Source organism: Mycobacterium barrassiae (genome assembly GCF_025822765.1).
Taxonomy (GTDB): Bacteria; Actinomycetota; Actinomycetes; order Mycobacteriales; family Mycobacteriaceae; genus Mycobacterium; species Mycobacterium barrassiae.
This window is the reverse complement of the sequence record NZ_JACKUK010000042.1, coordinates 148,622-173,228: the sequence shown is the minus strand read 5'-3', so window position 1 is coordinate 173,228 and position 24,607 is coordinate 148,622. Positions and strand designations below refer to the sequence as shown.

The following is a 24,607-nucleotide window of genomic DNA, read 5'->3' as shown; positions in this document are numbered from 1 at the left end:
CTAGCCGCCGTCGAGCTCGATGAGCGCGCCGTTGAGGTACGAGCTGGCATCACTGGCCAAATACAATGCGGTGCCGACGATCTCGTCGGCTGACGCGATACGGCCGAGGCTCACATTCGACGCCATGAAGTCTCTGGCTTCCTCGGTCGGCATCGACTTGTGCAGGCTGTCGGTGTGGAACGTGCCGCACACGATGGCGTTGACCCGGATGCCGCGCGGCCCGAACTCCTGCCCCGCCGCCTTCGTCAGCACGTTCAGCCCGGCCTTCGCTGCCGCGTACACGACCGTGGTCGGACTCGGATAGTGCGACGCCTTCGAGCTGATGTTGATCACCGCACCCCCGGCATGCATGTGCTCGGCGGCAAGGGCCGTCAAGCGCAGCGGGCCCTTCAAGTTCACACCAAGTGTCTTGTCGAAGAGGTCCGCGGTGACGTCTTTGAGCGCGGGCGGCACGGGAGCGATGCCCGCGTTGTTGATCAGGACGTCGATGCGACCGAACTCGGCAACGGTGTCGTCGACGAGGCGTTGGCACTGATCCCAGTCGCCGACGTGACAGCTGACGGGCAGCGCCCTGCGGCCGGCCGCGCGCACCTCGTCGGCCACCCGCCGGCAGCCGTCCAGCTTGCGGCTGGCCACCACGATGTCGGCGCCTGCCTCGGCGAACCCGAGAGCCATCGCGCGGCCGAGCCCCTTGCTGGCTCCGGTGATGACGACCACCTTGCCGTCGGCACGCAGATCCGGAATCGTCATCGGCTCAATCTCCTTGTGCCCCTTGTGCATCGCGCGCGATGCCGTCGATCACATATCGAATCTGCAGGCTGAACAGCTCGTCGGCGTCTTCGGGTGTCACGCCGTGCGGGTTGCTGCCGGAACGGCCGCGTCTGGTCGCGCGGGCAGGCGGCGCTTTTGCGGCGGTCTCCATCGCCACGAACCCGACGGTCGCCCACATCACCAGACGGCAGGCCTGCACCGCCGCGTCGGCGGCAAAACCACTGGCGCGCATCACCGACACCAGGGGGCGCGACGCCTCGACGTAGGCGTCGCGATCCGTGACGAGAATCAGGCGGCTGTCGTGAGCGCGTCGCAGCCGGGTACGCAGCTCGAGTGCCCAGCGCATTGCGTAGTCGGTCCACGGCTCGTCATCGGCGTGGGGCGGGGCCAGATCCGACAGCAGGTGGTCGGCGATCGCATCGACCAACGCGTCCTTGTTGCCGACGCGGCTGTACAGCGGCGCAGGCGACACTCCGAGACGCGCCGCCACGCTGCGCATGCTCACCGCATCGAGTCCCTGTTCGAGGAAGATCTCCACCGCGGCCGCGACGATCTCGTCGGGGGCCAGCTCGAAGTCGTTGGCCTTCGGCATCAGCCCACCTCGCCGAAATCGCGTCCCATATCGTCGGGGAACAGCATCCTCGCGACGTAGGAGAAGTCGCCCGAGGGCGGCGGCAGTGACGATCCGCCGCACACGCCGAGCAGCTGGCCGGTGACCCATCCGGAGTAGTCGGATGCGAAGTACACGACCGCTCGGGCGACGTCTTCCGGGCGCCCGAGGCCGTCGTGCGCACTCGGGCCCGCCAGCGGTGTGCCGTCACGGATGATCGCCATGTTCTCCGGAGTGGTTGTCGTGGCGACGGTTTCGGTGGCGACCCAACCTGGCCGCACCCCGTTGACCCGGATCCCGAAGCGGCCGAGCTCGGCGGCGCACGTGCGGACCAACTCATCGACGGCGGCCTTGGTGACGTTGTAGGTGGCCATGAACGACGCGGGCCGCAGGCTGGCGATCGACGAGATCGCGACGATCGAACCGCCCTTGGGCATCATCCGCCTCGCTGCGTGCTTGATGGTGTGCGCGGTACCGAGAAGGTTCACCCCGACGGGCCCCATCCAGTGTTCGTCGGTCATGTGCAACACCGAACCCGGCATCGGGATGCCCGCGTTCGCGACGGCGATGTCCAGTGCCCCGTCGACGCACGCCGCGTCGACCGCCGCCTGCACCTGTGCCTCATCGGTGACGTCGGCGACGATGCTGCGCACGGTGCCGGGCATCTGTCCGGCCGCCGCGTCGAGGACGGCACGGTCGGGTCCGCAGATCACAACCGTGGCGCCGGCTTCGGCCAACGCCGTCGCGCACGCCTTGCCGATTCCGGTGCCACCACCGGTCACCAGCGCGCTGCGTCCCGCCAGCGACAGCACGGGCGGTGCGATGCCTCGCGTCATGTCACGCGTCCTCTCGTTCGATCAGAGCAGCCGCGCCCTCCAACAGCAGGTCGGCCTGGGCGCCGAACAATTCGTGCACCGGCTTGTCCGACTGCCCCCGCACGAACTTCGCGTAACTTCCCTCGAGGACGATCGCCAACTTCCAGCGCGAAAACACTTCGTACCAAACGAATTCGGACACATCGCGGCCCGATCGCCGCGCGTAACGGTCGACGAGCGCGGGCACGTCGGGCAGATGGTCGAGCGCAAACCGCGGCTCGCCGGCCATGCCGAGAGGCATGGTGCCGCCGGGACCGGGGTGAAAGATCAACGCCCATGCGAGGTCGACCAGCGGATCGCCGATCGAGGCCATCTCCCAGTCGACGACGGCCAGCAGCCGCGGCGGCGCATCCGCTGCGAACAACACGTTGTCCAGCTTGTAGTCCCCGTGCGCGAGCGCCGGCGGTTGATCGGAGGGACGCCGGGAATCCAGCCATTCGCCGATGCGCCGCGCCGCAGGCAGTTCCCGGCCTCTGTACGAGTCCAGCTGAGCCAGCCACCGTGCGACCTGGCGCGACAAATACTGGCCCGAGTGTGCGAAATCGCCGAGCCCGCAACGCTTCCAGTCGACCGAATGGATTTCCACCAAAGCGTCGATCAGCTGTTCGAGGGCCTGGCCGTGAGTGTCCGGTGCGGATGCCCACGCCGACGGGATGACTTTGCGCACCGGAACCCCGTCGACGCGAGCCATCAAGTAAAACGGGGAGCCGAACACGGCGGGGTCATCGCAGCTGAGCACCGGCCGCGCGATGCGCACGGGCTCGTCCCTGATGGCGTCGAGGATGCGGAACTCCCGCAGCACGTCGTGCGCGGTCGAGGAACTGGCGTGGCGCGGCGCCCGGCGCAGCACCCAGCAGTCGTTACCGCGGTCGACGGCGAAGATCTCGCACGAACCGCCACCGGGCATCGGTGTGACGGTCAGCGGCACACGATCTCCAAGTGCCTCGTCGAGGTAATGCTGAAGGGCCGCAAGCTCGCTCATGCGAGCCCGGCCTCCGCACACAACGACGCCCACTTCTTCTCGGCGGCGGGCCGGCGGCTGGGGATGTGTTCGGTCGGCCAGCCTTCCACCGGTTGGTAGGTCCGCAGGATCGTGCGCGCCAGCACCGACTTGTGCAGTTCGTCGGGACCGTCGCCGATCGGTCCGAACCTGGTGGTGCGATACCAGGATTCGACTGGAAGGTCGGCGGAGTAGCCGAGCGCGCCACACACCTGAATGGTCCGGTCGAGCACACCGAGCACGACCTTGGACACGTGCGCCTTGATCATCCCGAGTTCGGCACGAACAGCCGCCGCACCGAACTTGTCCATCTTCCAGGCGGTCTGGAATGTGAGCAGGCGCGCCGCCTGGATTTCCATGTGCGACAGCGCAATATAGTCCTGGATCATCTGGTGATCAGCCAGGCGCCTGCCGTGTGACGATCGAGAAACGGCCCTCTCACACATGATGTCGAGCGAGCGCTGAGCCTGCCCGAGCCAGCGCATCGAGTGGTGGATGCGTCCGCCGCCGAGCCGCTGCTGCGCCAGCTGGAAGCCCTCACCCGGTGCGCCGATCAGGTGATCGGCCGGCACCCGGCAGTCGGTGAACACGATCTCCGCATGGTTGCCTACCCTCCCGTATTCGGTGTCGGGGTGAGCCATTGTCGGAATGTCGCGCACGATCGTCATCCCCGGGGTGCCTGTGGGCACGACGAAGATCGATGCGTGCCGATGTGGCCGGCCTTCCGGGTTGGTCTCGGCTACCACGAGGATGATGTCCGCGGTGGACGCGTTGGTGGTGAACCACTTGTGGCCGTTGATGATCCAGTGTCCGTCGTCGAGGGTGGCGGTGGTACCGATCACCGTCGGGTCGGCACCCGCGAGGAACGGCTCGGTAAGCGCGAATGCACTGGTGATATCGCCGCGGAGGTTGGGCCACAGCCAGCGCTGCTTCTGCTCCTCGGTGGCGCCGTGCGCCAGCAGTTCCATGTTGCCGCTGTCGGGCGCCTGCACCCCGAACACCACCATCGAGACCATGCTGCGGCCGATGATCTCCGACATCAGCGCGAGCTTCAGCTGACCGAAGCCGGTCCCGCCGAGTTCCGGGTCGAGGAACGCCGCCCACAGCCCGCGCGCCTTCACCTGATCCTGCAGGTGCCGTTTGATCGCGACCCATTCGTCGGTCGCCATCTTCTCGTCGAGGATGGGCTCCAGCGGCACGATCTGCGTGTCGATGAACTCGCGCATCCACGCCAGTTGCCGCTCGAACTCAGGATCTGTTTCGAAATCCCATGCCACTCGGTCACCGTCCCGGGTATCGTGTGAATTACACTGTAATCACATCGTTCGCCGACTGTCGAGGGCACCCGGCGCACAGTCTGGAGGTGTCAGATGCGCGCCTGGCAGGTGCACGGCAAGGGCGATCCGGTCGACGTCCTGCGGCTGACCGAGGTACCGACCCCGCCGCCCGGTCCCGGCCAGTTGCAGGTGCGGGTCACCGCCGCGGGCATCGGGTTGCCCGACGTCCTGATGGCGCGCGGCACGTACCCGCTGACCCCGCCGCTGCCGTTCACACCCGGACAGGAACTCGCCGGAGTCGTGACGGCCGTCGGCGACGGTGTCGCAACCCCGATCGGCACCCGGGTGATGTCCACCAGCGGATTCATCGAGGGCCATGGTTCATTCGCCGAATACACCGTCGTGGCCGCGGAACAGGCGTTCCCGGTGCCCGACGCGCTCGATGACGCGGCCGCCGCGGGATTCTGGATTCCGCACATGACCGGCTGGCTGGCGCTGGTGGATCGGGGTCAGATCGCGGCCGGCGATTGGCTGGCAGTGCTCGGCGCGGCAGGCGGCAGCGGCATCGCGGCCGTCCAGCTCGGCAACGCGCTGGGGGCCAGGGTGATCGCCGTCGTCGGCGATGAGCAGAAGGTGGAGTTCTGTCGCGGTCTGGGCGCCGAGGCGGTCATCGTGAACCGCGGCGGTGGACTCGCGGAAGACCTGCGTGCCGCGACCGGCGGGCGTGGCGTCGACCTCATCTACGACCCCGTCGGCGGCGAGCCCGCCGAGCAGGCACACGGTGCGCTGGCACGGGGCGGGCGACTGCTCGCCGTCGGATTCGCCAGCGGCCGCTGGCCCGCCGTCGACACTCAACTGCTCGTCATGACCGGCACGTCGGTGGTCGGTGTGTTCGCAGGCGGCTACGCCCGCCACGAACTCGAGGCGGTGCACGCCAAACTGTCCGAACTCGTGACCGCGGGGCGGCTACGGTGCGCAGTCACCGAGCGAGTCGCGTTCGACGAATTGCCCAAGGCACTGCAGCGGTTGGCCAACCGCGAGGTGATCGGAAAGCTGGTGCTGGACGCGCCCTGCTAGGGCCTGCGCAACGCCGAGACGTTGTCGTTGTCGGCCTGAATCGGGACCCCGGTACGGGCCGCGGTGGCCAACATGTGCTCGATCACGTTCTTGCCCAACGCCGTTTCGCCCGGCAGCTCGATCGGATAGTTGCCGTCGAAGCACGCCGAGCACAGCCGCGACGCGGGCTGCTCGGTGGCCGCGATCATGCCCCGCTGCGAGATATAGCCCAGCGTGTCGGCGCCGATGGCGTGCCGCACACCCTCGAGCATCTCGCTGGGATCGTCTTCGGTGCTGGCGGCGTTGGCGATCAGCTCGGCAGGAGTGGCGAAGTCGATGCCGTAGAAGCACGGCCACTTCACCGGTGGCGATGCGATGCGCACGTGCACCTCGACGGCGCCGGCCTCCCGCAGCATCCGCACCAGCGCCCGCTGCGTATTACCGCGCACGATGGAGTCGTCGACGACGATCAGCCGCTTACCGCGGATCACTTCCTTGAGTGGATTGAGCTTGAGCCGGATACCGAGTTGGCGGATCGTCTGCGACGGCTGGATGAACGTCCGCCCGACATAGGCGTTCTTCATCAGGCCCTGCCCGTAGGGGATACCGGACTCCTGGGCGTAGCCGACGGCGGCGGGTGTCCCCGACTCCGGCACACCGATCACGAGATCGGCCTCGACGGGCTTCTCGCGGGCCAGCCGACGGCCGATGTCCACGCGGGCGGCGTGGACGGAACGGCCCGCGATGGTGCTGTCGGGCCGTGCCAGGTACACGTACTCGAAGACGCAGCCCTTGGGCTCGGGATTGGCGAAGCGGGTGGAGCGGACGCCATCGGCGTCGATGGCCAACAGCTCACCGGGCTCGATATCGCGCACGAACGAGGCGCCGACGATGTCGAGCGCGGCGGTCTCCGAGGCGACGACCCAGCCGCGGTCCAGCCGCCCCAACGAAAGCGGCCGCACGCCATAGGGGTCGCGGGCCGCATAGAGGGTGGTCTCGTCCATGAAGGTCAGGCAGAACGCGCCGCGCACGGTCGGCAGCAGTTCGAGTGCGGCCTGCTCCAACGTCGAGTCGGCGGCACCGTGGGCCAGCAGCGCGCCCAGGATGTCGGAGTCGGTGGTGGCCGTTGGCCCGCCACGGGTGTCGAGCAGACCCGCCTCGCGCGCACGGGTGGCGAGGTCGGCGGCGTTGACCAGGTTGCCGTTGTGCCCCAGCGCGACGCCGGTGCCTGCGGCGGTGTTACGGAATACCGGCTGCGCGTTCTCCCAGGTGGTGGATCCGCTGGTCGAGTAGCGGCAGTGCCCGATGGCGACGTGGCCTTCCATGGCCGCCAGGGTCTGCTCGTCGAAGACCTGGCTGACCAGGCCTAGATCCTTGAAGACCAACACCTGCGAACCGTCGGCGACGGCCATGCCCGCCGCTTCCTGGCCGCGGTGCTGTAGCGCGTAGAGGCCGTAGTAGGTGAGCTTGGCGACTTCTTCGCCCGGCGCCCAAACGCCGAATACGCCACACTCTTCGCGGGGTTCTGGATCGGGCTGCGGGCCGGTCACGATATGGCTGCTCCCAGGGCGGGGTGGGTAGACGTGCTCAGTCTACGGTCAACACTGGTCAAACACGGAATAGACCGCGGGTGTCTTGCGACGAAAACAACACCGTTTGCGGCGCCCGCAATTCCCAGCTCGCAAGGGCATCGTCGGCGATTTTCCAGGTCACGGGTGCCGCGCGAGGCGAGTGCTCTCGTTCACTGAGCCGACGCAGGTGTGGCGAAGTTAACCGTCGAGGCGGACCAGCGGCAGCCACGCGGCCACCTCGTCGGCGCGTGAGCCCGACAGCTGCAGCGCACCGCCCGCCGCCGCATCGGCCACTTCGAGCAGGCCGGTCACGAGCAGCAGCCAGGTGCGCGGGTCGGTCTCCACCACGTTGGGCGGGTTGCCGCGCCGGTGCGCGGGTCCCGAAATACATTGCACCGCAACAAACGGTGGGACGCGGACCTCGACGGATGAACCCGGTGCGACAGCAGCGAGCGTGCGTGCGGTCAACCTCACCGCCTCTGCGAGTTCGGCACGCGCGGGTGCGGGAGCACTGTCGTCGCGCAACCAGTCGGCGATCGCCGAAACCGCCGCACGCGTCCTTGCCGGATCTGCCCTACGAGACGTGGCCATACCTTAGATTCTGAAAGTGTCTGTCGACCGCCACAATCCGCCCTACCGGACGGCGGGTGCGGTACTGCTGGTGATCGCCGCGGTGCTGGCGGGGCTGCTCTACCTGCAGTTCCGCGGCGACTTCATCCGGTCCACCGAACTCACCATCCTGTCGCCGCGCGCCGGTCTGGTCGTGGAGTCGGGCGCCAAGGTGACCTACAACGGGGTGGAGATCGGCCGCGTCGGCCGGATCGGTGTCGTCGACGTGAACGGCACCGCGAAGGCGCGACTGTCGCTCGACGTCGACCCGGACTACCTCAGGATCATTCCGGCCAATGTGATCGCCGATATCCAGGCCACGACCGTGTTCGGCAACAAGTACATATCGCTGAGCTCACCGGATAAACCGTCACCACAACACATTTCGGCCGAGCAGGTGATCGATGTGAGCTCGGTGAGCACGGAGTTCAACACGCTGTTCGAGACCGTGCTGGCACTGGCTGAGCAGGTCGACCCCATCAAGTTGAACCAGACGCTGACCGCGACAGCCGACGCGTTGACGGGTCTTGGCGATCGGTTCGGTGAATCCTTGATCAACGGCAACGCCATCATCGACGACCTCAACGCGCGGATGCCGCAGATCCGCGAGGACACCCGACTGCTCGCGGACCTCGTCGACGTGTACGCCGATGCGTCACCGAATCTGTGGGACGGCCTCACCAACGCGGTGACCACGGCGCACACGCTCAACGCACACCGAGCTGACATCGACGCCGCGCTGATGAGCGCATTGGGCTTCGCCGACTCGGCAGCTGACACGTTCAATCGCGGCGGACCGTACTTCGTCCGCGCCGCGGCGGATCTGGTGCCGACGTCCAAGCTGTTCGACTACTACAGCCCGCAACTGTTCTGCACGCTTCGCAACTACGCCGAGATCGAGGAGCGGGTCGCCAGGACGCTGGGCGGCAACGGCTACTCGCTGGCCACGTCGTCGGGCACGTTCGCGGGCGCCGGCAACCCGTACATCTACCCCGATAACCTGCCGCGGGTGAACGCCCGGGGCGGTCCCGAGGGCCGTCCGGGTTGCTGGCAGAAGATCTCACGCGAGTTGTGGCCCGCGCCGTACCTGGTGATGGACACCGGCGCCAGCATCGCGCCCTACAACCACGCCGAACTCGGTCAGCCGATCCTCATCGAGTACGTGTGGGGTCGCCAGGTCGGCGAGTTGACCATCAACCCCTGAGCGTTGACATCAACAATTGTTGAGGTTCTACGTTGGCGGTATGACCTTCAAACCGCACGAAATCGAATATCTGCGTAAGGCCGATCTCGGGCGCCTGGCCACCGTTCAGCGCGACGGCACGCCGCAGAACAGTCCCGTGGGATTCACCTACAACGAGCAGCTGGGCACCATCGACATTGCGGGCTATCGGATGTCGAAGAGCCAGAAGTTCCGCAACATCGCGCACCACCCTCGCGTCGCATTCGTGGTGGACGACATCGCATCTCGCGATCCCTGGCGGGTGCGCTGCCTCGAGATCCGCGGCACCGCAGAGCAGGCCGAGAGCGCACCATCGCAGGGGCCGTCGGGCGATGCGATGGACACCGCGATCATCCGCATCACTCCGCGGCGCATCATCAGTTTCGGCATCGACGATCCGGACATCGCACCCCATGAGCTGGTGCCCGATATTCGTGACGTGTAGTCACTTCGAATTGGGGCACACTGGGTTAGATGCCCAGGAATACGGCCGGCGGTCAGGTCGGCACAGGCACAGGTAAAAGCACAGTCACTGAAAGCACACTGGCTACGTGGCAAGTGACGGGACTATCGCTAGCGGTCCTGGTCGGCCACGTGTTGAACGGAGCCGGAGCGTTGGTGTTCGGGCTGCTGTCGGTCGGAGTGATCTGGACGCTGCACCGGTTGCGTGGGAACGCACCAGGCGCGCGGACGACGGCGGACCTCATCTCGTCGGCACCGGGGGCGGTGCCCGCGCGCGCCGTCCAAATCGTTCAGTTCAGCGCCTATGCGCTGATCACGGCGTACAGCACGACCGACATCGTGAGGCTGGCGCTGAACTGGTCCGCCGATCCGGCCGCGACAATCCCTGACTGGTCCGTGCCGGTCCTGTGCATCCTCGTCGTCGGATTGGCCGCCGCGGTGGTGGCGACGCTGCCGACCAGGCTTCTCGCACTGGTGGCGACGGTGCTGGCGGCAATCGCCCTGCTGTCGTACTTCTATGTCGCACTGGCCGTGGTCGCCAAGACCGCGTCGGGGGCTGCGCTCGCGGCACCGACCATGGACGTCGAGGCGTCCTCTGGGTTGAGCGGGTGGGGCCCTGCCGCCACCCTGGTCGCGCTCGCCATCGTGTTCGCCGGGTTCGAGATCCCGACGACGGCCAATCACCGGCTGACGTCGGTGCGCCGTCCCTTAGGACTGGCGATCGCGCTCGTCGCGGTCTGCGCAACGACGGCTTGGGTGGCCTCCAATATGGCCACCGCGGGTGATTTCCGGTACGAGGCAACCGATCTCGTCATCATCGCCGCGGACATGTTCGGCCAGTCGATAACGTTGCCGTTGTTGATTGCGACGGTCGCGCTGACGGTGGCCGCAATACTCGTGTTGATGTGGGGTGCCGCGCGTGTCATCCGCCCCGCCACCGGAGGCACTCCCGTGCCGCTGGTGACGACGGCGGTGGTCACCGGCGTGTTGGCGTGCACACTGGCGATCGGATTCGGCGACGCGGAGGTCGACCTGTGGGCAGTCGCGGGCCTGCTACTGCTGGTCCTCTATGTCGCTGCAGCTCATGCGAATTCACGTCTGGACGACTCCAGCACCACCGCGTGGGCGTGGCTGGTACTGACGACGATCGTATTGGCGGTGGCCGCCGTCCTGACGGGGGCCAGCCGGGGTTGGTGGCCCGTCCTGGTCGCCATCGTCGTCGTCGCGGCCGCGTCGGCGTGGGCCATTCAATCCGGGAAGACACCGGGAACGACACCGCCCGCCGCGAAGGCCAGGCCCCAATCGAAGTCCGAGCGTCTCAGTCGGGGAAACCGAACATCTTGACGACGCCGTGATCGCGGCCCGCGGTGTAACCGCCGTCGACCGCGATCGCCTGCCCGGTGACGAACGACGCATCCGGCGATACCAAAAACGCTGCCATCGCAGCGATCTCATCGGGCCGGCCTCTGCGGTGCAGCGCATGCTCTTCAGTGATCGACTGCAACGGTTCCGCCATTCCCTCGAACCCCATGACGCTCTCCAGCATCGGGGTGTCGATGAAACCGGGGCAGATGGCGTTGGCGCGGATACCGCTCGGACCGTAGTCCAGCGCGATGTTCTTGGTGAGTAGCACGACGCCGCCCTTCGACGCGTTGTACGCGCTGCCGCCCGCCGTGCCTTCGAGGCCTTCGACGCTGGCGAGGGTCACGATCGAGCCGCGCTCTCCGTCGATCCGCGGCTGTTCGATCATCCTGGCCAGCGCCGCCTTCGCGACGACGAACGTGCCGGTGAGGTTGATCGAGATGACCCGCTCCCACTCCTCCTTGGGGAGCAGGTGAACCGGCCCACCACCGGCGACGCCTGCCGAGTGCACTACGCCGTCGACGCGACCCGGCGCCGCGGCGAAAACAGCGGCGACCGCGTCTTCGTCGGCGACATCGGCCGCGACGAATCGGAACCGCGCGCCGAGATCCTCTGCGGGGGCGGCCAGGTCCGTGCCGACCACCTCACCGCCCTCGGCCAGCAACCGCCGTGCGGTGGCCAGGCCGATGCCTGACGACGCACCGGTGACGACGAAGGTTCGGGACGTGGCTCTGTCAGCGCTGACCATGGGCAGACCTTATGCGTTGCACGGCAAGTGCCGCGACTGCGCCCGACTCATTGACGGCCAGATGCGCCAGCATCGGGGCGATCAGACCTCCCGAACGGTCGTAGAGCCAGCCGAACGCCCACCCTGCGAGCCCGGTGACGAGCACCGTCGGCACGACGGGCTCGCCGGTGCTGCGCGCATCGGCGATGTGCGACAACCCGAACGCCGCCGCCTGCACCAACCGGCCACCCGTCGGCCCGAACGCGTCGGCGGCGACGGTGCCCAGCGCACCGCGGAAGGCCGCCTCCTCCGACCAGACGGTTCCGAGCGGGATGCCGAGCAGCAGCCACTGCAGCGCACCATCGGGCAACTCGCGGCCGGCCATCTCCGTACGCACCCGCGGCAACGCCGCGCTGAGTGCGACGACCAGCACGATAGGGATGGCAGCGACAAGCCCGATTCGGGCGCCTGCTGCCGGGTGCCGAATTCCGAGGGGACCACGGGTGAGCGCGGCCAGCGCGGTGCCGACGACGGCGTGCGGGACCGGGTGCCACCGCGACGGCAACCGGGGCACGACCAGACTCCACGCGACGAGCGCCGCTGCCAGACCGAGAGCCCGAATCCTCCTGGCGTTCACTAGTATTCGGGACCGTCTTCGGATTCCGTCTTCTGCATCGCAATGCGGATCCGCTCGGTGTCCTCGCGCGTCCAGCCGTCGGGCGGTGCGACGGCGACCCAGCCGTCGAGAATGTAGTCGCCGTAGTTGTGGCCGTGCCCAGCCGGTACGGAGCTGGCGTTGGTCATGTCGACGGCGACCTGCCAGAACGTGATGATCGGATACCACCGCATCGTCGCGGTGCGGTCGCGTCCGGGCGGTTCCTTCAGCCAGTCGGGTCTGGTGAACAGCAGGTCCGGCGACCACCACACCACCGGATCGGAAGGATGCTGCAGGAACATCACGCGGGTGCCCTCCCACGGTGGTGCCGCCGCGGCCTCGATCTCATCCGCGTCGGTCGCCTCGGAGAAGCGCACGGTCCGGCCGTTGTCGTAGCGCGGCCTGACCTCCGGGGTGCCGGGGTCGCGGCGCGCCGTGATGGCCCGCCACAACGGACTCGCGTTCGGCGGGCCCACCCACAGCACCGACGAGAAGCCCATCTCGGAGATGTCGGGCAGCCACGCGAACGCCCCCTGGCCGGCCATCGACCCGAGACTCTCGCCGTAGAGCACCAGCTTCGGCCGCTTGTCCGGAGGCAGCTTCGCCCACCGTTCGTGGATCGCGTCGATCATCATCCGGCCGGACTGCATCGACTTCTCCTGATCACCCAGGAACGAGATCCAACTCGGCAGATACGAATACTGCGAGCCGACCAGCGCGGTGTCGCCGTTGTACATCATCTCCAGCGACCGCGCCGCCACCGGGTTGATCCACCCGGTGCCGGTGGTCGGGATGATCACCAGCAGCTTGCGGTCGAAGGCCCCGGTGCGCTCGAGTTCGCTGAGCAGCACCGCCATCCGCTGTTCGTCGGTGTCCGCGGTCTGCAGTCCGACGTACGCGCGGATGGGCTCCTTGGCGGGCCTGCCGTTGATGCGCGTCAGCTCCTCGGCGTCCGGGCCGGTCGCGACGAAATTGCGGCCTTGATATCCCAGGGTGTCCCATGGTGCGAAAGACATTGGGCTGCCCGATCTTTCGGGCGCGAGCGGCTGAACGATGCCGGGCCGCGTGGTGAAGTTCTGCGGCTGGAACACTCGGTTCGCGCCGGCGAGGAAGCCACGCACCAGGACGCCGTTGATCAGCGTGATGGCCAGCACCACGACGATCGCCGTGCCGATGAACAGGGCCACCTCGTCGTTCAGCCGCCAGCGTCGGATCAAGTACCGGGCCATCAGCTTGATCAGGTCGATCAGCACCCGGGTGGTGCCCACGCACGCCGCGCCGACGAGTGCCGCGATGATCAGCGTCCGCAGGTATCCGAGGGTGGTCGGTCCTTCGATACCCACCACCGCCGACACCTGGCGCTGCCATCCGGCGGCGGGGATCAGCATCAGCACACATGCCCCGACCGCCAGCACCACCGTCACGGTCTTCATCGCGTACTGCACCCGCTTCGACGGCGGCCACCAGCGACGTCGGCCAATCACGAAGCGGCGGAACATCCGCCAGGAGAACACGCCGATGCCGTAGCCGATCGCGGCGTTCAGCCCGCCGATGAGCCCCTGGAACAGCCAGTCCCTCGGCAACAGGGACGGCGTCAGCGACAGGCAGAAGAACAGCGCGCCGAACGCGACGCCGACGAAATCGAGGCGGACCAGGCTCCATGCCCAGACATAAAGCGGGTGTCGTTTGCGAGTCTGCGCACTCACCCGAACAACCCGGGAAGCACGCCCTCCGACGTGCTTCGCAGGTCCTCCAGACTGGCGGTGAACAGACCCTGCACCTCGACGGCCGCCTGCCCCGCCTCCGGCCCGGGATCGACCACACCGATGCGGGTCGCGGGCAGACCGCGCGCCTCACACATCGCCACGAACCGGCTCTCCTCCGTCCGCGGCACCGCGACCAGAACGCGGCCCGTCGACTCCGAGAACAACGTGACAAAGGGATCGGCGTTCTCGGGAATGACGATGCGGCAACCGGTTTCGCCGGCCAACGCGGCCTCGACGACCGCCTGGATGAGCCCGCCCTCGGACAGATCGTGTGCGGCCGAAACCAACCCGTCCCGCGATGCGGCCGTCAACACCTCGGCGAGCAGCTTCTCCCGTTCCAGATCGACCTTCGGCGGGAGTCCGCCCAGGTGGTCTGCGGTGACCTGCGCCCAGATCGAACCGTCGAACTCGTCATACGTGTCCCCGAGCAGGATCAGCGTCTCCCCCGCTTCGGTGCCCAGTCCGGTCGGGATGCGGCGTCGCACGTCGTCGATGACACCCAGCACACCGACGACCGGCGTCGGGAGAATCGGCGTGGTCCCGGTCTGGTTATAGAAGCTGACGTTGCCGCCGGTGACCGGAATGCCAAGTGCGGCACAACCATCGGCGAGCCCGCGCACCGCCTGGCTGAACTGCCACATCACACCGGGGTCCTCCGGCGAGCCGAAGTTGAGGCAGTTGGTGACCGCGACCGGGGTGGCGCCGGTGACGGCGACGTTTCGGTACGCCTCGGCCAGTGCCAGCTGCGCACCCGCATACGGGTCGAGTGCGGTGTAGCGGCCGGACGCATCGGTCGAGATCGCGATGCCCCGCCCGGTTTCCTCGTCCACGCGCAGCACGCCGCCGTCGGCATGCTCGGCCAGGACCGTGTTGCCGCGGACGTAGCGGTCGTACTGCTCGGTGATGAACGCGCGGCTGCACAGATGCGGACTGCCAAGCATCGCAAACAAAGTCGCGCGCAGTTCGTCGCCGGTCGAGGGCCGCGGTAGCTTCGCGGAGGTGTCGGCGTTCAGCGCGTCCTGGGTGTCTGGCCGCTCCACGGGGCGCTCGTAAACGGGGCCCTCGTGCGCGACGGTGCGCGGCGGTACGTCGACGACCGTTTCGCCGTGCCAGGTGATTTCGAGTCGGTCGCCGTCGGTGACCTCACCGATGACGGTGGCCAGCACGTCCCACTTGCGGCACACCTCCATGAACGCTTCGACGTTCTCCGGTGTGACGACGGCGCACATGCGTTCCTGCGATTCGCTCGACAGGATCTCCGCCGGCGTCATGTTCTCCGCACGCAGCGGCACGGCATCCAGCTCGATCCGCATACCGCCGTCGCCCGCCGATGCGAGTTCGGATGTGGCGCAGGACAATCCGGCACCGCCGAGGTCCTGGATGCCGACGACCAGCTTCTTGGCGTACAGCTCGAGGCAGCACTCGATGAGCACCTTCTCCATGAACGGGTCACCGACCTGCACCGAAGGCAGCTTCTTGCGCCCCGGGGCCCCGCTCTCGTCGCCCCCGAAGGTGTCCGACGCCAGCACCGACACGCCGCCGATGCCGTCGAGCCCGGTACGCGCCCCGAACAGGATGATCTTGTTGCCGGTGCCCGACGCGAACGCCAGGTGCAGATCCTCTCTGCGCAGCACCCCGACGCAGAGTGCGTTGACCAACGGATTGCCGGCATAGGAGGCGTCGAACACCGTCTCACCGCCGATGTTGGGCAGCCCGAGCGAGTTGCCGTAGCCGCCGATGCCGCGCACGACGCCGTCGACGACGCGGCGGGTGTCGGGTGCGTCCGCCGCACCGAAGCGCAGCTGGTCCATCACCGCCACCGGGCGGGCGCCCATGGCCATGATGTCGCGCACGATGCCGCCGACACCGGTGGCCGCGCCCTGGTAGGGCTCGATGTAGGACGGGTGGTTGTGGGACTCGACCTTGAAGGTGGCCGCCCACCCGTCGCCGATGTCCACCACGCCGGCGTTCTCACCGATACCGGCGAGCATCCCCGCGCGCATCGCCTCGGTGGTGGTCTCACCGAAGTACCGCAGGTGCACCTTCGAGGACTTGTAAGAGCAGTGCTCACTCCACATCACCGAATACATCGCCAGTTCGGCGTCGGTGGGCCTGCGGCCGAGGATCTCGCGGATGCGCTGGTACTCGTCGTCCTTGAGGCCCAGTTCGCGGTGCGGCTGCGGTTGGTCCGGAGTGGCAGCGGCTCGTTCGACGGTGTCAGGAACATTCAAGCCGTGGGTTAGCTCCGACGTCACGCGGTCAGTCTAGTTTGCGAGTCGCCGCGGGCGTGCGCAGCCGCGGGCGCGCCGATTCCATGCAGCACCACGCTGCCCAGAACCACGACCACGGTGGCCAGAAGCGCTTGGTCGGCGGCATCGCCCGCCAGCACGTTGAACGCCAACAGACCGAACACGATCGAGGTCGTGCCGCGCGGGCCCAGCCAGCCGATCAGCAGCCGGTCGCGCCAGGAGAATCCCGTACCGATCAGCGCCACCAGGATCGGCACCATCCGAACCAGTGTCAGGGCCATCAGGCAGAAGACCAGCATGCCGACCGGGACGCCGGACGACAGCGCCAGGACGGTCACGCCGCCGAAGACGAACCACATCGCCGCGGTGAGCAGCGCACCGACGTCGTCGACGAGTTCGAGGTCGCGGCGGAAGCTCGGCGAGCGCCGCAGATAGTTGAGCGCGATACCGCAGACGAACGCGGAGACGAACCCGCTGCCGGACACCGCCACGCTCAGCCCGTACGACATCAGCGGTGCGGTGACCAGGATGAGCCGCTTCGACTGGTCGGTCATCAGATCGCGCCGCTCGGCGGCGTTGGCCACGACAGCCAGCACCGCGCCGACCACGAGACCGACGATGATGGCCTTGATCGCTTGCGGCAGCGCCGAACTCAGCGCTTGCAGTGGCGTCACACCGCGCGAGTCGTCGCCGGCGAGCACGAGCGCGAAGATGAACACCGGCGAGACGATTCCGTCGTTGTAGCCGCTCTCGACCTTCAGGACGCTGCGGATCCGCTCGGGTACCCGGCCGTCGCGCAGGATGGACGCCGCCGGCGCGAAATCGATGGGCACCACGACACAGGCGATGACGAGCAGCACCGCCCAGTCCAGGCCCGGCAGCAACCATTCGCCCAGCAGGACCGACGCCACGAGGCTCAGCGGCATCGCGACGAACAGCAGCCGCACCGCGCCGCGCCGTTCGGTGCCGAAGAGGCCGCCCCGGACATCGGTGGCATCGAGGAACAGCAGCACCGCGAGAATGATTTCGGCAATGTGCTCGGCGACTTCGGCATCGAGTGAGGACTCCAGCCCGTCGCGGAGGGGGAAGCCGACGGCCACGCCCGCGAGCACCAGAATCATCGGCGCGGTCACCCGCCACCGCTCCAGTCGCTTGGCGCCGAGCGCCCAGGCGGCCACCACGACCGACACGGCGATCAGCGAGACCAGCACGCGAGCGATCTTTCCAGCGAAACAGCCCTCACTCGGGCCGAAGCACGTTTCTCGCCGTCGAGGTCAGCCCCCTGCGACGCAGAACGCGTTGCCCTCGGGGTCGGCCATCACGACCCACTCGAAGTCCTCTCCGAAACTGTTCCGCCCGGTCTCCCGTGCACCGAGGCCGACCAGCCGGGCCACTTCCGCCTCCTTGTCGGCGGCGTGGAAGTCCAGATGGACCTTGTTCTTCCCCGGCGTCGGATCGGGTACCCGCTGGAAGCCCAGCGCGGGTCGCCCTTCACTGGAGACCATGACGAATTCGCCTGGTGCGACGGCATTCACGTCGCCACCCGCGGCGCGCGCCCACCAGTCGGCGAGGGCGTCAGGGTCGACGCAATCGAACGTGATCATCTCCACCTTGAGTGCCATGCCGCTGACCCTAGGCCGGTCCGGTGACAAATGCGCTTACGTCGCACGTAATTGAGCGGCCCCGCAATCGCCCGCAGGCTTGGGCCATGACCGAAACCCAAACCCCACTCAAGTTCAGCGCCGAGATGTGGGCGGCCTTCTGGGCCGCGCCCGCCGAGTCACGTATCGGCGACATCCTGGCCGACGACATCGTCGGCTACTGGCAGGGCGAGCCGACGCCGGTGCGCGGCCGCGACGCGTACACCGCGAAGATCGTCGAACTCATCACCAAGGTACCCGACCTGCGGCTGCAGCTCGTCGACAGCGCCACCGTCGACGGCCAAACCCCCGGCGAACAGCTCGTGTACCTGCACTACGTCGGCCGCGGCACCGGACCGGACGGTCCGATTGCGATCCGTGGTCTCGACCGGGTGCGCAGCCGCGACGGCATCGTCGTGGAGAACGTCATCCGTTACGACCGTGTCGATTCAGGAGTCGACCCTGGAGTGAATCAGGCCGGCGCCAGGAACGCGCCCAACGCTGCCGAGTAGGCCGCGACGTCGTCGGCACCCATGACCTCACGCGCCGAATGCATGGCCAGTTGGGCCGCACCGACATCGACTGTCGGAATGCCGGTGCGCGCCGAGGTCATCGGGCCGATGGTGGACCCGCACGGCAGATCGGCCCGGTGCTCGTAGCGCTGCAGCGCGACACCCGCCTGGTCGCACGCCAGCGCGAACGCGGCCGCGGTCCGGCCGTCGGTGGCGTAGCGCAGGTTCGGCTGCACCTTCAGCACCGGGCCGGCGTTCACCTCGATGAGGTGGCCCGGTTCGTGGCGCTCGGGGTAAGTTCGGGTGCGTGGCATGGGCCATATCTCCCGACGCCACCATCGATCCGGGAAGCCGTCGCAGAAACTCCTCCCGGCCGCCCCCCGCGGCCAGCGTGATGCGCTCCAGCACAGTGAGCAACAGTTCGGACTGCGCACCGTGATCGGACTGCGAACCGACCTCCTCGTGATCGAACAACGCCAGCACCGGGGTATAGCGACCCGGCTCGGCCGCCAGGAAACCCTCCAGACCTGCGTAGCAGGTCGCCTGGTTGTCCAACCGCGGCGCACTGAGCAGTTCCTGTCCGGCCCCCGTGAGCCGCGACGGCGCGAGGTCGTGGGTCATCAGGTCCGCGCCGAGCACATCGGCGACGTCCACCCCGGCCCGCTCGGCCACGTAGCCGAGGAAGGACCGGGTCCCGCTGCCGACGCCCCACACGGCGTTGACGTGGCGCTGCGGGTCCAGCGACACCGACTTGCGGTCCTCGGCGAGATGGATCGCCAGCTGCGGCACACGCAGGATCGGGTCGTCGATGCGGATCAGCCGGTGGTCGATCGCGTTCCCCGTCCTGACGGACAGCCGTCCGCTGATGCCGAGGTCGCGGTCCAGCCACGAGTTGAGCCAAGCCCCGCCGTAGGGCTGCAGCGCGACCACCTGCCAGCCCGACACGAACCGGTCCGGGTGTTGTTTGACGCGCAGGTTCGGACTGTCGGTGTGGGCACCGACGATCCGGAACGGACTGTCGGGGTCGGCGGACTGCCAGGCGACCAGCGAGCCCGCGCGCACGGTGAAGAACCGACCCTGACCGGGCCACGCCTCGCCCTCCGAGAGCTCCGTGAAACCCACCGCGCGCAACCGGTCTGACGCGGTCTCGCAGACGTGAAACGGCGACGGCGACGCATCGATGAACTCACACAGGCCCGCTGGACTTGCCGACATGGTTCTTCATCTTCTCCGATCATCGCCCAGGATCTTGAATTAGGGTCGAACGGTGCCCGCCCCACTGCCACAGCCGGTGACAGCGCCGCTCACACCTGCAGCCATCTTCCTGGTGGTGACCATCGACGAGGGCGGCGATGCGGCCGTGCACGACGGGCTGCCCGACATCGCCGGCCTGGTGCGCGCGGTCGGGTTTCGCGACCCCGACAAGAAGCTGTCGGTAGTGACGTCGATCGGCTCCGACGCCTGGGACCGGCTGTTCTCAGGCCCGAAGCCTGCAGAGCTGACGCCTTTCATCGAGTTGAAGGGCGGACGTCATCACGCGCCGTCGACCCCCGGCGATTTGTTGTTCCACATCAAGGCCAACTCGCTGGACATGTGCTTCGAATTGGCGGGCCGCATCGTCAAGGCGCTCGGCGCGGTCACCGTCGTCGACGAAACCCACGGCTTCCGCTTCTTCGACAACCGCGACCTGCTCGGCTTCGTCGACGGTACGGAGAACCCCGACGGCCCACTTGCGGTGTCCGCCACCGAGATCGGCGACGAGGACCCCGATTTCGCCGGCGGCTGCTACGTCCACGTGCAGAAGTACCTGCATGACATGTCGGCGTGGGACGCGCTGACGGTGACCGAGCAGGAACTGGTGATCGGCCGAACCAAGCTCGAGGACATCGAGATGGCCGACGACGTCAAACCGGCGAACTCCCACATCGCGCTGAACGTCATCGAGGACGAGGACGGCACCGAACTCAAGATCGTGCGGCACAACATGCCGTTCGGCGAGGTCGGAAAGGGCGTGTACGGAACGTATTTCATCGGCTACTCCCGCACAGCGGCGGTCACCGAGAAGATGCTGTCCAACATGTTCATCGGCGACCCGCCGGGCAACACCGACCACATCCTCGAGTTCTCCACCGCGGTGACCGGCGGCAAGTTCTTCACGCCGATCGTCGATTTCCTCAACAACCCGCCACCGCTGCCGGATACAGAACCGGCAGCAGACGACGAAGATGACCAGCCCGCCGACGTGCCCATCCGGGACGGTTCGTTGCGCATCGGCAGCCTGAAAGGAATCCGTTGATGAACAACCTGTATCGCGAGCTCGCTCCGATCACCGAATCCGCTTGGGAAGAAATCGAGTTGGAGGCGACGCGCACGTTCAAGCGGCACATTGCCGGACGTCGCGTCGTCGATGTCAGCGAGCCGGGGGGCCCGGTGACCGCGGCCATCAGCACCGGCCACCTGCGCGATACCGCACCGCCGGCCGACGGCGTCGTGGCTCATCTGCGCGAAAGCAAGCCGTTGGTCCGGCTGCGGGTTCCGTTCACGCTGAACCGCACCGACATCGACGACGTCGAGCGGGGCTCGCAGGACTCCGACTGGGATCCCGTCAAGGATGCCGCCAAGAAGCTGGCGTTCGTCGAGGACCGGGCGATCTTCGAGGGCTACGATGCCGCGTCCATCGAGGGCATCCGCGCCTGCAGCAACAATCCTTCGCTGGCATTACCCGACGACGCCCGCGACATCCCCGACGTCATCTCCCAGGCACTGTCGGAGCTGCGGCTCGCCGGTGTCGCCGGTCCGTATTCGGTGCTGCTGTCGGCCGACGTGTACACCAAGGTCAGCGAGACCACCCAGCACGGCTATCCGATCCGCGAGCACCTCAACCGGCTGGTGGACGGCGACATCATCTGGGCGCCCGCCATCGACGGCGCGTTCGTGTTGTCCACCCGCGGCGGCGATTTCGACCTGCAGCTGGGCACCGATGTGTCGATCGGCTATCTCTCCCACGACGCCGGAACCGTCCAGCTGTACCTGCAGGAGACGTTGACGTTCCTGTGCTACACCGCGGAGGCGTCGGTCGCACTGACCCCGTAAGTCACGTTATGGAATAAACAGTCTGGAATAGGACTTTTGCGGTGTATGAGCAACGTCTTCACAGGCAGCACCGCACTGGTGACCGGGGCGACCGCAGGCATCGGCCGCGCGATCGCGGTCGAACTCGCGCGTGAGGGAGCCGAGGTGATCGTGCACGGCCGCAACGCCGAGCGCGGCGCCAAGGTCGTCACGGAGATCGAGAACAACGGCGGCAAGGCGCGATTCGTCGGCGCGGATCTGGGCGATCCCGGCGACGTCCGGCGGCTGGCGGCCGAGGCCGGGCCGGTGGACGTCCTGGTCAACAACGCCGGCGTGTACACGATGGCTCCGACGTTCGAGACGGTGGACACCGACTTCGACTTCCACTTCGACACCAACGTGCGTGCCCCGTACATCCTGGTTCAGCAGCTGGTTCCGGGCATGATCGAGCGCGGCCACGGTGCGGTCGTCAACGTCAGCACCCTGGCCGCCACCACCCCCGCCGCCGGCGCGGGCATCTACGGCGCCAGCAAGGCGTCGCTCGATCTGCTGACCAAGCACTGGGCCGACGAGTTCGGCGAAACCGGGGTCCGGGTCAACGCCGTTGCTCCGGGGCCGGTGCGGACGGAAGGGACGGCGGAGCTCGGTGACTTCATCGACGGTGTTGCCCGCACGACGGCGATGAAGCGGCTCGGCGAACCCGAGGAGATCGCGCGAGCCGTGGCGTTCCTCGCCTCACCCGCGGCCAGCTACATCAACGGCGCCGTGCTGCAGGTCGGTGGCGGAGCGCCGGCGATCCGACCCGTGGCCTAGGCGGCCAGCACCAGGTCGAGGGCGGAGTAGAACAGGCCGAGCCCATCGTCCGACGGGCCGGTCAGCGCTTCGGTGGCGTGCTCGGGGTGTGGCATGAGACCGACCACCCGGCCGTTGGCTGACGCGATTCCCGCGATGTCGCGCATCGAACCGTTGGGGTTGTCGCGGTACCGGAAGACCACCCGGCCCTCACCCTCGAGCTTGTCGAGCACGGCCTCGCTGGCGACGTACCGGCCCTCGCCCGATTTCAACGGCACCAGCAGGTCGGCACCCACCTCGTAGCGCGAGGTCCACGCGCTCGAGTTCGACACCACCTCCAGCCACAGATCCCGGCAGACGAAGTGCAGGCCGGCGTTACGCGTCAGCGCGCCCGGCAGCAGGCCCGCCTCACACAGGATCTGAAAACCGTTGCAAATACCCAACACCGGCAGCCCCTGTGCGGCGGCGCGGATGACCTCGCCCATCACCGGAGCGAATTTCGCGATGGCCCCGGTGCGCAGGTAATCGCCGTAGGAGAACCCGCCGGGCACCACGACCGCGTCAACCCGCTTGAGGTCGGCGTCGGCGTGCCAGAGGCTGACGGCTTCCCCGCCCGCCAATCGGACCGCCCTGGCGGCGTCGACGTCGTCGAGTGTGCCAGGAAATGTGATGACGCCCACTCGGGCGCTCATGACTCGTTCTCCGCCGGCTCCCGGCTCACGCTCCAGTCCTCGATGACGGTGTTCGCCAACAGCGATTCGGCAATTTCGGCGAGCTGGTCGTCGTCGATGCTGTCGTCGACCTCGAGCTCAAATCGCTTACCCTGCCGCACATCTGAGACGCCTCCGAAGCCGAGACGTCCCAGTGCGCCGACGATCGCCTGCCCCTGCGGATCGAGGATCTCGGCCTTGGGCATTACATTCACCACCACCCTTGCCACGCGATCACTCTACCTGCGGGTTCGACCGGCACGCCTCACCGGCACGAACCGAGATACACATCGCAGAGCGGGGCGGCCATCGCGTCGAGCACCTGCCGGTCGGGCACCGCAGGCCAGGGCACCAGCGGCGGCAGCGTAGACCACATCGCCAGTTCGACGACGGTGCTGCTGGACGGGTCGGCCAGCAGGTACTGGTGGATCACCCGCTGACCGGGGATGCTGATCACCGCGGCCAGGCGCAACGGATCGCTGGTGGTGATCGACGGGGACGCCAGCGGCGCGGTGAGCTGGCAGTCCCGCAGCCGGGTCCTGGCCTGTTCGACGGTCGCCGCTGCGGTCGGTCCGAAATGCGCCGTATCCCCGCGCCAGTGCACGATCTGTGCCCGCAGCTGCCACTGGCCGGGCGGTTTGGGCACTGTCGCCTGCGCGGCGACGGCATAGTTCCTGGCGTCGCCGATGATCGGCGGCGATATGCAGATCTCCTCGAAGGTGAACCGCGGCGCGGGCGCACTGACGGCGAGACCGGCCAGGCCCGGCCAGTGGTAGACGTCGTAGAGCGGCACCGCGGTGGGCTCGATCCACGCTCCGTCGGGGACCGCGTCGCAGATCGGCGGGCAGACACCGGGCACGGCCGTGGCCGACGTGCCTGGGGCGATGACCAACCCGTATGTGGCGACGGCCAGCGCCAGCAACAATCGCACGTCCGAAGTACCCCCTGGGGAATCCCTGCGCGCACAATATAGGCATGCAATTGACGCATTTCGGCCATTCCTGCCTACTCGCGAACTTTCGTGACGATTCCGCCAACGAGACCACGATTCTGTTCGATCCTGGTGTGTTCTCCCACGGATTCGAGGGCATCACCGGCTTGTCCGCCATCCTGATCACCCATCAGCATCCCGACCACGCCGATACGTCGCGCCTACCCGCTCTCCTGGACGGCAATCCGCAGGCGGCGCTTTATGCCGATCCGCAGACCGCGGCGCAACTCGGCGGTTCATGGCAGGCGGTGCACGCCGGCGACGAATTCAGCGTCGGACACCTCACGGTGCGGGGAACGGGCGGTCGTCACGCGGTGATTCACCCCGAAATCCCTGTGATAGACAACATTTCGTATCTCGTCGGCGACGGCAGCCATGCTGCGCGACTCATGCATCCCGGTGATGCCCTCTTCGTTCCCGCCGAGCCGGTCGATGTGCTCGCGACGCCTGCCGCCGCACCGTGGATGAAAGTCTCGGAGGCGGTGGACTATCTGCGCGCGGTGGCTCCGACGCATGCGGTTCCCATCCATCAGGGCTTCGTCAATCCCGATGCGCGCGGAATCTTCTACGGCCGACTGGAAGAGATGACCGATACCGACTTCCAGGTGCTCGAGGAAGAGAACGGCACGGACTTCTAATCCGCGACCAGACGCAAAGTTCTTTGTTTCTCCGGCGTGT

Annotated in this window: 25 protein-coding genes and 1 pseudogene; 9 read left to right on the top strand and 17 right to left on the bottom strand. The window is 67.5% G+C overall.

Going from position 1 to position 24,607, the window contains the following annotated elements:
- From H7J93_RS27115 to H7J93_RS27095, 5 genes are read right to left on the bottom strand one after another with little or no spacing between them, the layout of a single operon-like run.
- Positions 1 to 750: an SDR family NAD(P)-dependent oxidoreductase gene (locus H7J93_RS27115; RefSeq protein ID WP_267309367.1), complete on the bottom strand. Its 750-nt coding sequence runs from the start codon at positions 748 to 750 to the stop codon at positions 1 to 3.
- Positions 751 to 754: 4 nt separating this feature from the next.
- Positions 755 to 1,363 carry a TetR/AcrR family transcriptional regulator gene (locus H7J93_RS27110; RefSeq protein WP_267309366.1) on the bottom strand — a complete coding sequence of 203 codons (609 nt, stop codon included), beginning with the start codon at positions 1,361 to 1,363 and terminating at the stop codon, positions 755 to 757.
- Complete coding sequence (locus H7J93_RS27105; RefSeq protein WP_267309365.1) at positions 1,363 to 2,217, bottom strand: SDR family NAD(P)-dependent oxidoreductase; 855 nt, start codon at positions 2,215 to 2,217, stop codon at positions 1,363 to 1,365. The genes H7J93_RS27110 and H7J93_RS27105 overlap by 1 nt, the downstream gene beginning before the upstream one ends.
- A 1-nt stretch (position 2,218) precedes the next feature.
- Positions 2,219 to 3,238, bottom strand: a complete 1,020-nt coding sequence (locus tag H7J93_RS27100) for a phosphotransferase family protein (RefSeq protein WP_267309364.1) — start codon at positions 3,236 to 3,238, stop codon at positions 2,219 to 2,221.
- Entirely contained in the window at positions 3,235 to 4,533 is a 1,299-nt protein-coding gene (locus tag H7J93_RS27095; protein WP_267309363.1) for an acyl-CoA dehydrogenase family protein, read from the bottom strand. The genes H7J93_RS27100 and H7J93_RS27095 overlap by 4 nt, the downstream gene beginning before the upstream one ends.
- Before the next feature lie 93 nt (positions 4,534 to 4,626).
- On the opposite strand from H7J93_RS27095, the gene H7J93_RS27090 reads away from it, so the two are divergent.
- Positions 4,627 to 5,610 carry an NADPH:quinone oxidoreductase family protein gene (locus H7J93_RS27090; protein WP_267309362.1) on the top strand — a complete coding sequence of 328 codons (984 nt, stop codon included), beginning with the start codon at positions 4,627 to 4,629 and terminating at the stop codon, positions 5,608 to 5,610.
- On the opposite strand, the gene purF is transcribed toward H7J93_RS27090, so the two are convergent.
- Together purF and H7J93_RS27080 are read right to left on the bottom strand one after the other, a co-directional pair.
- Positions 5,607 to 7,139 (bottom strand): amidophosphoribosyltransferase, encoded by a 1,533-nt coding sequence (gene purF / locus H7J93_RS27085; RefSeq protein ID WP_267309361.1) that lies wholly within the window; start codon positions 7,137 to 7,139, stop codon positions 5,607 to 5,609. The two genes, H7J93_RS27090 and purF, sit on opposite strands and share 4 nt — an antisense overlap.
- Positions 7,140 to 7,358: 219 nt before the next feature.
- Entirely contained in the window at positions 7,359 to 7,751 is a 393-nt protein-coding gene (locus tag H7J93_RS27080; protein WP_267309360.1) for a sterol carrier family protein, read from the bottom strand.
- Between the two features lie 16 nt (positions 7,752 to 7,767).
- On the opposite strand from H7J93_RS27080, the gene H7J93_RS27075 reads away from it, so the two are divergent.
- From H7J93_RS27075 to H7J93_RS27065, 3 genes are all read left to right on the top strand, one after another.
- The gene (locus H7J93_RS27075) at positions 7,768 to 8,973 is read left to right on the top strand and encodes an MCE family protein (RefSeq protein WP_308204972.1); all 1,206 of its coding nucleotides are present in this window, start codon (positions 7,768 to 7,770) and stop codon (positions 8,971 to 8,973) included.
- A gap of 40 nt (positions 8,974 to 9,013) precedes the next feature.
- Positions 9,014 to 9,436 (top strand): PPOX class F420-dependent oxidoreductase, encoded by a 423-nt coding sequence (locus H7J93_RS27070; RefSeq protein WP_267309359.1) that lies wholly within the window; start codon positions 9,014 to 9,016, stop codon positions 9,434 to 9,436.
- Positions 9,437 to 9,549: 113 nt separating this feature from the next.
- Positions 9,550 to 10,797, top strand: a complete 1,248-nt coding sequence (locus H7J93_RS27065; protein ID WP_267309358.1) for a hypothetical protein — start codon at positions 9,550 to 9,552, stop codon at positions 10,795 to 10,797.
- Here the strand turns inward: H7J93_RS27065 and H7J93_RS27060 are convergent.
- The 6 genes from H7J93_RS27060 to H7J93_RS27035 all read right to left on the bottom strand — a co-directional run bounded on the left by H7J93_RS27060 (position 10,772) and on the right by H7J93_RS27035 (position 17,834).
- Positions 10,772 to 11,563 carry an SDR family NAD(P)-dependent oxidoreductase gene (locus H7J93_RS27060; RefSeq protein WP_267309357.1) on the bottom strand — a complete coding sequence of 264 codons (792 nt, stop codon included), beginning with the start codon at positions 11,561 to 11,563 and terminating at the stop codon, positions 10,772 to 10,774. The genes H7J93_RS27065 and H7J93_RS27060 overlap by 26 nt on opposite strands.
- Positions 11,550 to 12,179 (bottom strand): Rv0804 family intramembrane glutamic endopeptidase, encoded by a 630-nt coding sequence (locus H7J93_RS27055; RefSeq protein WP_267309356.1) that lies wholly within the window; start codon positions 12,177 to 12,179, stop codon positions 11,550 to 11,552. Before H7J93_RS27055 ends, H7J93_RS27060 begins: the two co-directional genes overlap by 14 nt.
- A complete protein-coding gene (locus H7J93_RS27050; protein ID WP_267309355.1) occupies positions 12,179 to 13,903 on the bottom strand; it encodes an alpha/beta hydrolase in 1,725 nt (574 codons plus the stop codon). The genes H7J93_RS27055 and H7J93_RS27050 overlap by 1 nt, the downstream gene beginning before the upstream one ends.
- Positions 13,900 to 16,194 carry a phosphoribosylformylglycinamidine synthase subunit PurL gene (gene purL / locus H7J93_RS27045; RefSeq protein ID WP_267309383.1) on the bottom strand — a complete coding sequence of 765 codons (2,295 nt, stop codon included), beginning with the start codon at positions 16,192 to 16,194 and terminating at the stop codon, positions 13,900 to 13,902. The genes H7J93_RS27050 and purL overlap by 4 nt, the downstream gene beginning before the upstream one ends.
- Before the next feature lie 20 nt (positions 16,195 to 16,214).
- Complete coding sequence (locus tag H7J93_RS27040; protein WP_267309354.1) at positions 16,215 to 17,423, bottom strand: cation:proton antiporter; 1,209 nt, start codon at positions 17,421 to 17,423, stop codon at positions 16,215 to 16,217.
- 63 nt (positions 17,424 to 17,486) lie between these two features.
- Positions 17,487 to 17,834 carry a VOC family protein gene (locus H7J93_RS27035; protein ID WP_267309353.1) on the bottom strand — a complete coding sequence of 116 codons (348 nt, stop codon included), beginning with the start codon at positions 17,832 to 17,834 and terminating at the stop codon, positions 17,487 to 17,489.
- 86 nt (positions 17,835 to 17,920) lie between these two features.
- On the opposite strand from H7J93_RS27035, the gene H7J93_RS27030 reads away from it, so the two are divergent.
- Positions 17,921 to 18,364, top strand: a complete 444-nt coding sequence (locus H7J93_RS27030) for a nuclear transport factor 2 family protein (protein ID WP_267309352.1) — start codon at positions 17,921 to 17,923, stop codon at positions 18,362 to 18,364.
- Here the strand turns inward: H7J93_RS27030 and H7J93_RS27025 are convergent.
- Positions 18,325 to 19,579: pseudogene (locus H7J93_RS27025) on the bottom strand (M18 family aminopeptidase). The gene H7J93_RS27030 and the pseudogene H7J93_RS27025 sit on opposite strands and share 40 nt — an antisense overlap.
- A 52-nt stretch (positions 19,580 to 19,631) precedes the next feature.
- Here H7J93_RS27025 and H7J93_RS27020 point away from each other — a divergent pair.
- Genes H7J93_RS27020 through H7J93_RS27010 form a run of 3 tightly spaced genes read left to right on the top strand, consistent with a single transcriptional unit; the run spans position 19,632 to position 22,249 of the window.
- Positions 19,632 to 20,660, top strand: coding sequence for a Dyp-type peroxidase (locus tag H7J93_RS27020; protein WP_267309351.1), 1,029 nt, complete (start codon positions 19,632 to 19,634; stop codon positions 20,658 to 20,660).
- Positions 20,660 to 21,457: a family 1 encapsulin nanocompartment shell protein gene (locus tag H7J93_RS27015; RefSeq protein WP_267309350.1), complete on the top strand. Its 798-nt coding sequence runs from the start codon at positions 20,660 to 20,662 to the stop codon at positions 21,455 to 21,457. The genes H7J93_RS27020 and H7J93_RS27015 overlap by 1 nt, the downstream gene beginning before the upstream one ends.
- Positions 21,458 to 21,502: 45 nt before the next feature.
- Complete coding sequence (locus H7J93_RS27010) at positions 21,503 to 22,249, top strand: SDR family NAD(P)-dependent oxidoreductase (RefSeq protein ID WP_267309349.1); 747 nt, start codon at positions 21,503 to 21,505, stop codon at positions 22,247 to 22,249.
- On the opposite strand, the gene purQ is transcribed toward H7J93_RS27010, so the two are convergent.
- The 3 genes from purQ to H7J93_RS26995 are packed head-to-tail and all read right to left on the bottom strand — an operon-like array spanning position 22,246 to position 23,869.
- The gene (gene purQ, locus H7J93_RS27005; protein WP_267309348.1) at positions 22,246 to 22,920 is read right to left on the bottom strand and encodes a phosphoribosylformylglycinamidine synthase subunit PurQ; all 675 of its coding nucleotides are present in this window, start codon (positions 22,918 to 22,920) and stop codon (positions 22,246 to 22,248) included. The two genes, H7J93_RS27010 and purQ, sit on opposite strands and share 4 nt — an antisense overlap.
- Positions 22,917 to 23,168 carry a phosphoribosylformylglycinamidine synthase subunit PurS gene (purS, locus tag H7J93_RS27000; RefSeq protein ID WP_267309347.1) on the bottom strand — a complete coding sequence of 84 codons (252 nt, stop codon included), beginning with the start codon at positions 23,166 to 23,168 and terminating at the stop codon, positions 22,917 to 22,919. The genes purQ and purS overlap by 4 nt, the downstream gene beginning before the upstream one ends.
- A gap of 35 nt (positions 23,169 to 23,203) precedes the next feature.
- A complete protein-coding gene (locus H7J93_RS26995) occupies positions 23,204 to 23,869 on the bottom strand; it encodes an ATPase (protein WP_267309346.1) in 666 nt (221 codons plus the stop codon).
- Positions 23,870 to 23,913: 44 nt separating this feature from the next.
- Here H7J93_RS26995 and H7J93_RS26990 point away from each other — a divergent pair, with 44 nt between their 5' ends.
- On the top strand, positions 23,914 to 24,567 hold the full coding sequence (locus tag H7J93_RS26990) for an MBL fold metallo-hydrolase (protein ID WP_267309345.1): 654 nt from the start codon (positions 23,914 to 23,916) through the stop codon (positions 24,565 to 24,567).
- Positions 24,568 to 24,607 lie beyond the last annotated feature (40 nt).

Coding starts and splice junctions, on each gene's coding strand:
- H7J93_RS27115 (WP_267309367.1), bottom strand. CDS start 750: ATGACGATTCCGGATCTGCGTGCCGACGGCAAGGTGGTCGTCATCACC.
- H7J93_RS27110 (WP_267309366.1), bottom strand. CDS start 1,363: ATGCCGAAGGCCAACGACTTCGAGCTGGCCCCCGACGAGATCGTCGCG.
- H7J93_RS27105 (WP_267309365.1), bottom strand. CDS start 2,217: ATGACGCGAGGCATCGCACCGCCCGTGCTGTCGCTGGCGGGACGCAGC.
- H7J93_RS27100 (WP_267309364.1), bottom strand. CDS start 3,238: ATGAGCGAGCTTGCGGCCCTTCAGCATTACCTCGACGAGGCACTTGGA.
- H7J93_RS27090 (WP_267309362.1), top strand. CDS start 4,627: ATGCGCGCCTGGCAGGTGCACGGCAAGGGCGATCCGGTCGACGTCCTG.
- H7J93_RS27080 (WP_267309360.1), bottom strand. CDS start 7,751: ATGGCCACGTCTCGTAGGGCAGATCCGGCAAGGACGCGTGCGGCGGTT.
- H7J93_RS27070 (WP_267309359.1), top strand. CDS start 9,014: ATGACCTTCAAACCGCACGAAATCGAATATCTGCGTAAGGCCGATCTC.
- H7J93_RS27060 (WP_267309357.1), bottom strand. CDS start 11,563: ATGGTCAGCGCTGACAGAGCCACGTCCCGAACCTTCGTCGTCACCGGT.
- H7J93_RS27035 (WP_267309353.1), bottom strand. CDS start 17,834: ATGGCACTCAAGGTGGAGATGATCACGTTCGATTGCGTCGACCCTGAC.
- H7J93_RS27030 (WP_267309352.1), top strand. CDS start 17,921: ATGACCGAAACCCAAACCCCACTCAAGTTCAGCGCCGAGATGTGGGCG.
- H7J93_RS27015 (WP_267309350.1), top strand. CDS start 20,660: ATGAACAACCTGTATCGCGAGCTCGCTCCGATCACCGAATCCGCTTGG.
- H7J93_RS27010 (WP_267309349.1), top strand. CDS start 21,503: ATGAGCAACGTCTTCACAGGCAGCACCGCACTGGTGACCGGGGCGACC.
- purQ (WP_267309348.1), bottom strand. CDS start 22,920: ATGAGCGCCCGAGTGGGCGTCATCACATTTCCTGGCACACTCGACGAC.
- H7J93_RS26990 (WP_267309345.1), top strand. CDS start 23,914: ATGCAATTGACGCATTTCGGCCATTCCTGCCTACTCGCGAACTTTCGT.